This window comes from Nocardiopsis sp. NPDC049922 (assembly GCF_040660275.1).
In the GTDB taxonomy this organism is placed as follows: domain Bacteria; phylum Actinomycetota; class Actinomycetes; order Streptosporangiales; family Streptosporangiaceae; genus Nocardiopsis.
Genome location: NZ_JBFAME010000040.1, coordinates 1 through 10,530, shown reverse-complemented (window position 1 = coordinate 10,530; position 10,530 = coordinate 1). Strand labels below are relative to the sequence as shown.

The window sequence follows — 10,530 nt, the reverse complement described above, 5'->3', positions numbered from 1 at the left end:
GCCTGGGCAAGGTCGGAGGTCACCTGCACACCCCCCAGCGGTGTGCCTTCCGCTACGAGGGCCGTGGCGACCGCGCGGGTGGCGATGACGGGCCCTGGGGCGTGATCTGTGACCACGGCCGCGAGCGCACGCACCTCGTGCACTCCGACGAACGCCACACCCCCAGCGCTGTTCACCCGGACCGTGTCAGCAACGAGCAGATAGCCGTCATCGTCGAGGACACCACGCGTGAGCCCTTCGGCGTCGTGGCGCACCAGGTCCTCCTGGACCGGCGCGGCGTCATCGGTGGAAGTCTCTCCCGAAGGGTCGTCGGGACCGGTCGTCAACCCCACCCGAGTGCCTGGCTTCCGTGGGGTTACCGATGCCCGTCGTCGTCCGGCCGCATACCCCACCCCCGCTCCGACCGCTCCGGACACGACCCCGACCCCGGCGAGGTCACGCACGGTGTTCCCCTCGGCCGCGGTGGTCACGCCCGTCCACTCCCGCTCCGAAGCGGAGGCCGCCCCCGAAGAGGTCTTGGAGGTGGTGTCGGCCCCGGACACCGCTGATGGCTCGGGCACAGCGGTGGGGGTGGGGCGTTGGACGGTGTAGGAGATCTCCGCCCGCCGGTACTCCCCATACGAGGCACGAGGATGCGACGGGGGTTGGGCGGCACCCTTTCCGATCACCTGAATCTCGACGTCGGCGTCCAACTGGTCGGCCAGATGATCCGCGACCGCCTGGGCCCGGCGCTCCGACAGGCCCTGGTTGTAGAAGGGGGTGCCGATCGGGTCGGTGTGCCCGGTCACCACCACCGGCTCCCCAGGGTGTCCGAAGTCAGCGATCAGACCGATGGTCGGCTCCAAGGACTCGGCCATCTCAGAGGGCAGGTCGGCCGAGTCGAACCCGAACCCCGCCAAAATGCTGGTGCGGTCGAAGACGTCCTGCGGCTTCGCCTGCTCCTCCTCCGCCATTGGGGTCTCCTGGGCGGGAGGCGTGTCGGCCATGGTCGGCGCTTCGGCCACCGCGTCCGTCGTGTGCGCCGCCACAGCCGTGGTCTGGGCAGAGGTCGCGGTCGCACCCCCCGCCACCAGCACCCACACCAGCCGCACCAACCCCACCCGAGGCACCAACCCCCGCACCGCGGCGACGACATCCAAAGCGACGACCACCAGATGGGCCGCCCACACCCCCCACAAGAACACGACGAAGAAGGCGAGCACGACCTCGTCCGGAATGCTCCCTGACCGCAGGTACTGGAGGAACCACACCCAGGTGGTGTCCGGGCCCAGCGGCCACTCCAACCGGGTCGCCAACCACGGCGGCACCACCAACAGAACCACCGTGATCACCACTTCTGCCGCCACGGACCACGGGCTTCGCGGCATACCTCTCCCTCTTCCTGTCGGTCAGAACTGCTGTAGGGGCGCGCCGTCGTATGCGGCACATAGACGGATCACCCCAATGGGGGTTGGAGCGCGGCCGCGGCGGCCTCCACTTCGATCTCGCGCGCCCCGATCGGCAACAGGTCGGGGGCGTAGGTGCTGCGGGCCAGCACGACCAACCGGTTGTCCTCGACGACCACCTGGCCGCCCAAACCTTGAGAATTCAAGTGGTCGAGGGCCGCCTGGCTGGCCTCGGCGACATCCAGGACCGGGCTCCCCCCGGTAAGGCTCGCCGCGCCGTCCAGTTGGTGGGCTCCGGCGCGTGCCGCTGAATGCGCCACCGACAACAACTCCGCCTTCGCCACCAGCATCTGGCCCGCCTCCCACACCAGCGCGAACACGATCATCACGACGGGGATGAGCATGATCAGGAACAACGACGCCTGCCCCTCATCCCCATGTCGGGACCGCTGTGTCAGTGGGGTCATGGTGTCCGTCCTCGGTAGGGGTCGATCGGTGAGGAAGCGGTGGCGTGCAGGGTGCGCTGCCCACCGAGGCCGCCCAAGTCGATGACGGTGACCGTGCACTCCACCTCCACCGACACGAACCCCCCCGCTTCGAAGCGGGGGGTGTCTACCAAGGTGCTGAAGGAGGCGCAAGCTACCCCCCGATCAGCCAGCTCCCGGTCAGCTGTCCCCCATGCCTGGGCGCGGGCGGAGACGGCATCGCGTTGCAGCGAGGCGGCCCGCGCGGCGGACGAGGCCGCGTCCTGGGTGATCAGCGCCGCCGAGACCTGACGGCCAGCGATCACCACCAACACCAGGACCACGATCATCACCGGGGCCAGCAGTACCAGCTCCACCGAGGCGCTCCCCGAATCATCACGACGGCCGAGCCCGCGCGGCGTGTGTCGGGTGGGAGCGCTCATGGCGTGAGGCGCTCGACCGGGCCGGACATCTCCGACGCAACAGGGAGGTTCACCCCGGGTAGCAGGCTCACCACCTGGCCTCGCACCCGCACCCGCGCGGCCTGAACGGTGCGGTCGACCTCGACCTCCACCCGGCGGAGCATCCCGCCGCCCAGCTGCGTCTGGGCGTGCTCGGCCCGCTGATGCGCCAGCGCTGTGGAGCCGTCGAAGGACCGGGCCGCGGCCAGGGTTTGGGAGGCGATCGCCTGGGCTCGGTGCTGGGCGTGCGCCCACACCCCCACCTGCGCCACCCCCACGACCATCACGAACACGATCGGCAGGATGAACAACGGCTCCGCGCTCCCCCGGTCACTACCTCTCTCCCAACCCCGGCTGCTGCGCTGGTGCCCGGGCGGGGCGTTCACCGGGCCACTCCCAGGTCGATGGACTCGGCCGCCGTGGTGAACTCGGTGACGAGGATGCCTCCGACGACGGTGGCGATCGTGATCGACACCATGATGATCAAGATCCAGTCCGTCGTCGCCGACCCCACATCCGAAGTAACACCCCGTGACGGCGTGAGCCACGTGCGTACACGCCCATGGGCACGCCGAAGGAGTTCCTTCATCGGGAACCCTTTCTGTCTAGAAACCGGCCATCACGTGGGTGAGGGCGACATAACTGATCAGCACCAGGAACCCGGCCACCAGGCCCATGGTGGGCAGGGTCATGCGTTCGGTGGCCGCGTGCGCGGCGGCCTCGGCCTCGGCCAGACGACGCGCCCGCAACGACGTCGCCTTCGCGGTCAACGAGGCGCGGGTGCGGGCCCCCGAGGCCCCGCCCAACCGCAACGACCCGGCCAGCTCACCGAGCTCGCGCACCCCGGTCTCCTCGGCCACCGCTTCAAGCCCCTCCCAGGGCGGTTGGTGGCGCAGCGACGCGACATGCACCGCTTGGCGTAGCCGCTCCGGGGCACGGCCGTGCCCGCACTCCAAAGCGGTGGTCACCGCGCCCGTCGTTCCGGCGCCCGCCGCCAATCCCATGACGACCAGGTCCGCCAACGCCGAGGTGGCCGCCCGGAGTTCAGCGCGGTGCTCACTGGCCACGTGGTGCGCCGCCAAGTCCGGAGCCAGGAAGCACCCCGCCGCGACCAACACGGCGAGCAGCCAGCCCATCGCGGGCACCAGCAACGTCGCGCTGCCCGCGAAGAGCAGGACCGTTCCCAACACGAGCCCGACACCGGTCGCGGCGGCCTTCTCCGCCCGATACGCCTCCACCGACGCACCCGACACCGCGAGCGCCCGGGACATGACCGGACCCGGGACGCCGACGCGGGCCAGCAGGTAGCCCGTGCAGTGGCCCGCACGCTGCGCCCACCCACCCTCCGCAGCGGGACGGGGCTGCGGAGAGAGGCGGGGTGTGAGGCGCTCCACCAACGAAGGGCGACGCAGCGCGTAGGCAGTGACGAACCCTCCCGCACCGAGCATGGCCCCGGCAACGGACATCACGACTGCGCTCACCTGACTCCACCTCCCACCGTGACGGCGTCAACTGGGGCGGGGCGGAAGGGGCGCGGCGCCTTCGGTGGTGCGGCCAACCGGGCCATCCAGCAGAACGAGACCGCCCACAGCCCTCCGGTCAGTCCGAGCACGAGCTGCCCGGACAGCGTCCCCAACGGTTCCAAGAAGGCGGGGTTGAACGCGGCCATCCCCAGGAGCATGAGGGTGGTGGCGGCGGCGATGATGCGCACCGAGGAACGCACCCTGGCGCGCGACGCCGACACCCGACCCACCGTCGTGGCCCGCTCCCGGGCCGCCTCCGCAAGGCGAGACAGGGCTCCGGCTACGTCCCCGCTCTGCCGACAGGCGCCCATGGTCAGCGTGATCGCGATCAGATCCCCTAGATCGGCATCGACCTGCCGGGCGAACACCCCGGCCGCCTGCTCCATCGGCTGCCCCGCCCGCAGCCGGGCCTCCAACTCCCGGACCTGGTCGTGGACCAGGTCCGGGGCCACGGGCACGGTGGCGGTGATGGCCTGGTGCAAACCGGAGGCGCCGGTGATCATGTCGCGCAGCTGTTCCGCCCAGGAAGCGAGTGCCTCGGCCAGGTCGACTTCAGCGCGGGTCGTGGTGTCAGGGCCGAGCAAGACGGGCATCCACCACCCAGCCGCTGCGGCGAGCACCACCCCCACCGGCCACCCCGTCACCACACCAACCAGAACCCCTGCCACTGCGGCGCCCGCCGCACGCACCCACAACCAGCGCTGGGCCAGAAGCGTGGTCCAACGGCGCAGGTAGGGCGGGTTGGAGACCGTGCCCCAGGGGACGGGGGTCAACGCGTACGCCGCGCACACGACCCCGGCCCCCAGAACGGCTCCGGAGAAGGCGAGCCCTCCGATGCCCCAGTCCCAGCCAGGCATCACGCCCACCCCCGCCCCGGGTACCCAGCCCTCGCCAGGCGCTGGCCGACCAGCCCACTCGGAGCACACACCACAGTCCCGACGGGTTCGTCGACGGACCGGGTGTACAGCTCGTTCGAGATGACCTGCTCGCCCTCCGAACCCACCACCTCGCGAACGCTGGTGACCACCCGCTCCCCGGTGGGCGCGGTGTCGATGTGCACGACCAGGTGCACCGCCGTCCCCACCAGCGACGCCGTCGCCGACGGCGTCAACCGTTCCCGGGCCTGGGCGCAGTAGGCGGCCAGCTTCGCGAACACCTGCTGGCTGGACGAGGCGTGGATGGTGGACATCGACCCGTCCGTCCCCATGCTCATGGCGTTCAGCAACGCGAGGGTCTCCGGGCCCCGGGTCTCCCCGACGATCACCCGATCCGGGCACATCCGCAGCGCCGCCCGCACCAACTCGGCCAACGTCACCTCACCCACACCCTCGACATTCGGGGGACGCCCCTGCAGGGCCACCACGTCCGCGTCGGGCAGGTGGCGGTGCAGGCCCAGCTCCAGCGAGTCCTCGATGGTCACGACCCGCTCGCTGTCCACCGTGCCCAGCAGGGCGCGGAGCAGGGTGGTCTTGCCCGCGTTCGTGGCCCCGGAGATGATCATGTTCGCCCGGGCCCGGAGCGCCGCGATGAGCACCTCGCGTGCGGTCTGGTCGACCATCCCCGACCGGACCAGATCCTTCAACCGCAGAAACCGAGAGGGGTGACGCCGGATCGTCACGCTCGGGCGGGCCGCGATCCCGGGCATCACCGCCGACAACCGCGACCCGTCCTCCAGCTCCATGGACAGGATCGGCGCCGCCGTGTCGAAGCGGCGTTCCCCGCCCGGGGCGCGGGTGGCGGCCCGCTGCACCAGGGCGACGAGGTCGGCATCAGTGCCTGCCACCGCCGGGCGGTGTTCCCGGCGTCCCCCTCCGAAGTCCACGATCACCGGATCGTTGCCGATGACGTGGATGTTCTGGATTTCCGGTTCGGCGAGCAGCTCCTCCAACGGGCCCAGTCCCAGGATGTGGTCGAGCACGAACTGGCGCAGTCGTGCTTCGTCCGCTGGGGTTTGTCCTGTTGTGCCTTGGATGAGGGCGGTGCGTGCTCGTTCCTCCAGCAACCTGTTCACGAGCTGGCCAACGTGGTCGGCATTCGCCGCCTCGCCGGGGGTGGTGATGAGCTGTTCGGTGACCCGGCCGGCAAGAGCCACCGCGGTAGCCCGAAGGGACACCTCCTCCGCCCCTGCTGCCCGAGGCGACGGGAGACGCGGGATGTCGTTTGTCGCTGTCACGCTATGTTCACCACCCTCGAGTCAGGCTGTTCTTCCGACACGCCGAGGTCCTCTTCTTCCCTCTGCTTCCCGTGGGGCGAGCCGAGGCCGGAGAAGTCGTCGCACAGCTCCGCCAGGGACTTGGCGGCCCTGATCAACGGCACCCACTCCAAACTGTCGGGATCACGACGCTCGGACCACCAGGCCGCCAGACGGTCCCGCATGCGGGTGGGCGGGCGGTGCTCGCCCCGCACCAGCCCCGCCCCGGTCGGGTCGTGCGGGAGGCGCGCCCACACCGGCAACCCCGACGCCACCTTCGACACCTCACCGTCGGAGTGGATGCAGGAGCCAATGATGGCCAGACCGACTCGTGTCCCGCCCTCCTTGAGCGAGGCCAGGATCGGGGCGCACGCCCTCAGCCGGGCCGCGTGCCCCACATCGCCCGGATCGGTGAGAACCACGACGACATCGGCGTGACGGACCAGGGCCGCCCCCGCGGACCCCGGCACCGCCCGCCCCACATCCACCACAACCACCCTCCCCGTCCGCAGCAGGCCCGGGTTGTGGGCCAACATATCCACCGCCCGCCCCGCCTCCAACGGGTCGACCGGAGCGGGCACCACCCGCAGCCCACCCGGCAGCTCCACCGCGTGGTTCACCAACGGGGTATGGGCCGACGACGCACCCTCGACCCCCGCCTCCGCCCAGGCGTCAGCGGATACCGGAACCGGCGCTGGTGCTGGTGTGCGGGAGGCAGCGGCCAACGACACCAACCCCTTGTCCGTGTGATGGAGGTCGATGCCGTGCCAGGCCGCCAGATCCCCACCGGAGGCGTCGGCCTCCACCAGCACCGGAACGGTCACCGGGGACGAGGGCCAGGACGCCGCCAGAGCGGTCGCCAGGCTCGTCACCCCCACAGCCCCACCCAGGGAGCACACCGCGACGATCACTCCCCACCCCCCGCGACCGCGACCGCCCGCACGTCCTCGTGCGGGTTCAGAACCAACAGCTGCGCCGGTCCATCAGCGACCGCACGGGAGACGTAGGTGGCCTGGTCACGGGACATGACGACCTCCACGACCCGCTCCCCTGTCCCGAGGGTGTCCTCGGCGGGTAGGACCCGGTGCACCGACCCCGTAACTGCGCCCCTGGCCCCGTTCTCGCCGTCTTCCCCGCCTCCCGTTCCGGTGCTGGCGGACCTGGGGGTGACCACGTCCACGGTGGTGCCCGCCTCGAGGCCGTGCGGCACCGTGGACACGGGCACCGCTACCACCGCCCGCCCCAACTCGGGCCACACCACGCTCTCCCCGACCGAACCGTCCACCAGCGGAGAGCCCGCGAGTGTCGGCCGGGTCAACACCTGCCCCTGGACCTGTTGCGGGGACAGCAGCCGCACCCCTTCGACCTCGCCCATCTCGACCGACCTCACATCGGACGCGGTGAGCAGGTGCCCGGCCGGGAGGTCGGCCGCCAGTACCGCGACCGGACGCGCGTCATCCAACACCCACCCAGCCCACGCCCCGGCCATGCCTCCCGCACCGATCAACCCGGCCGCGAGCAGGGCCCACTTCCACCGGCGACGCGAGACGGCCGCCAGGCGCACCGAGTCCCACCCCCCTCCGCTGCCCCGCTCACTTTCTTGAGTTTTCCGATCGGTTTGTTTGGGATTCGCGAGCGCGACCATCCCTCCCCCTTCCATCCACACACCGTCTTCTTGCCGCTCTGGCCCCGTGTTCTCAGCGGATATCGGTGACCACCGCGTGGATCTCACTCACCGGCACCGGCACCGTCGACACGGTGTTCAGGTCCGCCAGCTCCCCGCCCCGCCCGTCCGAGGTGCTCCAGGACACCACCCACTCCCACACCGCGACCAGATCCACCCGCGCTCCCGCCCCACCCGGGGGCAAAGTGGTGTATGTGTGACCGCAGTCCGGAGACCCCTCCTCCCGGTACACCCGCGGGGAGAACACCGTGCCCGGCACCTCGCACACCACCTCGTGACCGTCCCCGGTGTCCCACACCACCCGCCGCGGAGAGGCGACCACCGTCACCGACCCAGCACTGACCGACGCGGTCGCCGACACCGGCTCCCAGTCCCGCTCGTCGACCCACATCCACGAGGGCAGATTCACGAACCGGGGCTTGCCCGGAGGAGGCGCGGTCCCGATAGCGGGTTCGGGCAACCGCATCATCGCCCGTGCCTGCTCCGCCAGCACTGCGGGGTCGAACTCGGGTCCGCTGGTCCTGTTGACCAACCCCGCGCAACGGGCCAGCGGCCCCTCCTCCCTCGACTGCGCGAACGCCATGTCCGTCGACACACAGGTCGGACCGGTGCCCTCACTCCCATCCCCACGGCCTCTACCCGAGGAGCCTTCGACAGCCGCCGGGACACGGCCAGGTGCGTGGGCCGTGACGTGGCACCCGCCGTCTGCGCACTCGTTGTCCACGAAGAAGCCGTCAGCCGCCGCATGGTGAGGCAGCGCGATGATCATGGCGATTGTTCCGGCACAGAGCAGGGTCACACGCCCGGAGGTGATCGGCGTCAGCATGACCCGTAGCCCTCCATCCACAGATCATCCACGAGCCACTGACCATCGGTGGACACGACCGTGGCGGTCACCAGGCGTGAGCCGCTGGGTCCATCAGTCGCGGTATCGACAATGTGCCAGCCCGAGTCGTCGATGCAGTCCTCCACAGACACTGTGGCCGCAGATCCGGTGAGGTCTCTGTCGACCACCTCGGGATCCATGGACGGTTCCCCTGTGGCCACCACACCGCGCAGCATGGCCGAGGTGAACTCGAGTGCTTGGCCGGAGGCGTACCCGTCCAGGCCCGGGTGGCCGACCGCGCCTTCGTGGGAACCCTCGACCACCACTGCCCACATGCCTCGGTAAGCATCAAGCGCCGCTTCCTCCTGCGGTGACGGGTTGGCCGGTGCTGTGAGGGTCGGGGGCGTGGGCGTCGGCTCGTCGATGGGATCGCTCTCCTGGGCCGCGCACCCCACCAACGCCACCGCCGCTACCGCCGCCCAACCCGTCACAGGCACGCGCATCCCTCACCGCCGATTCCGCACCGGGCACGGCCCCAACGCCGTGCTTTCGATGAGTGACACTAACCACACCCAGAGTCACGTCACAACCAGTTTCCGGATACTCACCGTGACCAAAAATGTGAAGAGAACCACCGCGATCCGATGTCGCACGCTCTACCTGCACAAACACGAAACCGAGGCACGCGAAAGGGCCTGCCTCCGGCGAGGAGACAGGCCCGAATCACCGCCCGTTTGTCAGGCCACGGGCGTGCGTTGCGCGTGCCATTGACGAATCAGCCCGGCCAATTCGTCCCACTCGCCAGGAGTTCCCGAATCAGTACCTTGGTCACACGCCTGAGTCGCGGACGGCCGCTGAAAAGCCCCGTGGGGAGACGTTCGTCGCCGTTCGGCGCGTTGGCGCTGTTCGTGCGCGACCAGGTAGGGGCGCACCGCCCGCACCCCGTCGTCGTCCACGCACCACCCGAACTCCGGCAGCTCCACCACGGTGTCGGCCGAGGCTTCCGTCGCGCCCTGGGTGAACAGCGCCCACGCCCGATCCGCGTGCGTGCGCCGCGCCCGCTCGTAGCGCCCGACCCACTCCGGCTCACGGCCCGAAGATGGAGTGGGCGGGTTCACGGGTTCCGGCCGCGAGGGCGAGGGCGTCGTGCTGGTCGGCGAGGTTGGGCACGGCGGCGGTGGTGCGGGCTTCGCTCCGACGATGGCCGCGAGTACCGCCCCCAGGGCCCGCCGCGCACGGCTGGCCCATCCTTGTCGGCGCCTGCGGTGCCGACCCGTACCATGGCTCATAGATCTTCCTCCTGCTGATTCCAGGTGGGGGATCACGCCTCGGACGGTGCCCTAATCACCGTCCGAGGCGCCTTCTTCTCTGTGTCGCCTTCTCGGCACGCTCGCGTCCTGGGCGGAGCGGGTGTCAATGACCTCGAAGGTCGGCCGTCCCTCGAAGCTGCGCTTCCTCGCCCCACCCAGCACGGCGCGATCGGCCGTCTCAGTCCGTGTCGACGCCAGCTACGGACACGGCGGAGACGTCGTTTCTCAGGGCACACACGGGCATGGCAAATGACCCCATTTCAGGCATACGAATAAAACCGGTTAATTGGGATTGGTCGTGGCCACCCGGGCTGACCAGCGGGTTTGATGTTTCCCCATACTCGCGAGAAGTTTCAACCCGCTTGGTTCAGAAAAGTCATGGCACCCGAATAAAGTTGGGTGCGCGACCGTGTCCGGTGTGAGGCCCCCAAACGCCCCGACACGCCCCCCAACACGTCGTGGGCGCGGACAACCCCGCGCAGGGGGTGCTCCGCGCCCACAGTCGCGAAGTGGCCCCTGTCAGCCCGGGCGGACGGCCGCGACGAACCGGGCCCTGTAGTAGTCACCGGCCACCGGCTCCACCCTGATACCCCGGCCGGTTCCTGGGGCGTTGACCATCTGCCCGTCACCGACGTACATCGTCACGTGTGAGGGTGACTTGCCTGCTCCGGTGTCGTAGAACAACA

General features: G+C 70.1%; 12 protein-coding genes. All 12 read right to left on the bottom strand.

Annotation, left to right across the window (positions count from 1 at the left end; genetic code table 11):
• Nucleotides 1–1,367, bottom strand: a 1,367-nt coding sequence (locus AB0I72_RS28085; protein ID WP_358574049.1) for an OmpA family protein, incomplete at its 3' end; no start/stop codon positions are given.
• A 68-nt stretch (nt 1,368–1,435) separates the two neighbouring features.
• Entirely contained in the window at nt 1,436–1,852 is a 417-nt protein-coding gene (locus tag AB0I72_RS28080) for a pilus assembly protein TadG-related protein (RefSeq protein WP_358574046.1), read from the bottom strand.
• Nucleotides 1,849–2,292: a TadE/TadG family type IV pilus assembly protein gene (locus AB0I72_RS28075; RefSeq protein ID WP_358574044.1), complete on the bottom strand. Its 444-nt coding sequence runs from the start codon at nt 2,290–2,292 to the stop codon at nt 1,849–1,851. Before AB0I72_RS28075 ends, AB0I72_RS28080 begins: the two co-directional genes overlap by 4 nt.
• Nucleotides 2,289–2,696, bottom strand: a complete 408-nt coding sequence (locus tag AB0I72_RS28070) for a TadE/TadG family type IV pilus assembly protein (RefSeq protein WP_358574041.1) — start codon at nt 2,694–2,696, stop codon at nt 2,289–2,291. The genes AB0I72_RS28075 and AB0I72_RS28070 overlap by 4 nt, the downstream gene beginning before the upstream one ends.
• A 219-nt stretch (nt 2,697–2,915) precedes the next feature.
• Nucleotides 2,916–3,791 carry a hypothetical protein gene (locus tag AB0I72_RS28065; protein WP_358574039.1) on the bottom strand — a complete coding sequence of 292 codons (876 nt, stop codon included), beginning with the start codon at nt 3,789–3,791 and terminating at the stop codon, nt 2,916–2,918.
• Nucleotides 3,788–4,690, bottom strand: coding sequence for a type II secretion system F family protein (locus AB0I72_RS28060; RefSeq protein ID WP_358574036.1), 903 nt, complete (start codon nt 4,688–4,690; stop codon nt 3,788–3,790). The genes AB0I72_RS28065 and AB0I72_RS28060 overlap by 4 nt, the downstream gene beginning before the upstream one ends.
• The gene (locus tag AB0I72_RS28055) at nt 4,690–5,925 is read right to left on the bottom strand and encodes an ATPase, T2SS/T4P/T4SS family (protein ID WP_358574034.1); all 1,236 of its coding nucleotides are present in this window, start codon (nt 5,923–5,925) and stop codon (nt 4,690–4,692) included. Before AB0I72_RS28055 ends, AB0I72_RS28060 begins: the two co-directional genes overlap by 1 nt.
• Nucleotides 5,926–6,002: 77 nt before the next feature.
• Nucleotides 6,003–6,902 (bottom strand): hypothetical protein, encoded by a 900-nt coding sequence (locus AB0I72_RS28050; protein WP_358574032.1) that lies wholly within the window; start codon nt 6,900–6,902, stop codon nt 6,003–6,005.
• 29 nt (nt 6,903–6,931) lie between these two features.
• Nucleotides 6,932–7,588 (bottom strand): SAF domain-containing protein, encoded by a 657-nt coding sequence (locus AB0I72_RS28045; protein ID WP_358574030.1) that lies wholly within the window; start codon nt 7,586–7,588, stop codon nt 6,932–6,934.
• Nucleotides 7,589–7,721: 133 nt separating this feature from the next.
• Nucleotides 7,722–8,291: a hypothetical protein gene (locus AB0I72_RS28040; RefSeq protein ID WP_358574028.1), complete on the bottom strand. Its 570-nt coding sequence runs from the start codon at nt 8,289–8,291 to the stop codon at nt 7,722–7,724.
• A 236-nt stretch (nt 8,292–8,527) separates the two neighbouring features.
• Nucleotides 8,528–9,031 (bottom strand): hypothetical protein, encoded by a 504-nt coding sequence (locus tag AB0I72_RS28035; protein WP_358574025.1) that lies wholly within the window; start codon nt 9,029–9,031, stop codon nt 8,528–8,530.
• Between the two features lie 1,332 nt (nt 9,032–10,363).
• On the bottom strand, nt 10,364–10,528 hold the full coding sequence (locus AB0I72_RS28030; RefSeq protein ID WP_358574052.1) for an NlpC/P60 family protein: 165 nt from the start codon (nt 10,526–10,528) through the stop codon (nt 10,364–10,366).
• Between the last annotated feature and the right edge of the window lie 2 nt (nt 10,529–10,530).

What these genes read in the sequence shown, in the direction of transcription:
- AB0I72_RS28080 (WP_358574046.1), bottom strand. Translation starts at nt 1,852, where the DNA reads ATGACCCCACTGACACAGCGGTCCCGACATGGGGATGAGGGGCAGGCG.
- AB0I72_RS28075 (WP_358574044.1), bottom strand. Translation starts at nt 2,292, where the DNA reads ATGAGCGCTCCCACCCGACACACGCCGCGCGGGCTCGGCCGTCGTGAT.
- AB0I72_RS28060 (WP_358574036.1), bottom strand. Translation starts at nt 4,690, where the DNA reads ATGCCTGGCTGGGACTGGGGCATCGGAGGGCTCGCCTTCTCCGGAGCC.
- AB0I72_RS28040 (WP_358574028.1), bottom strand. Translation starts at nt 8,291, where the DNA reads ATGGCGTTCGCGCAGTCGAGGGAGGAGGGGCCGCTGGCCCGTTGCGCG.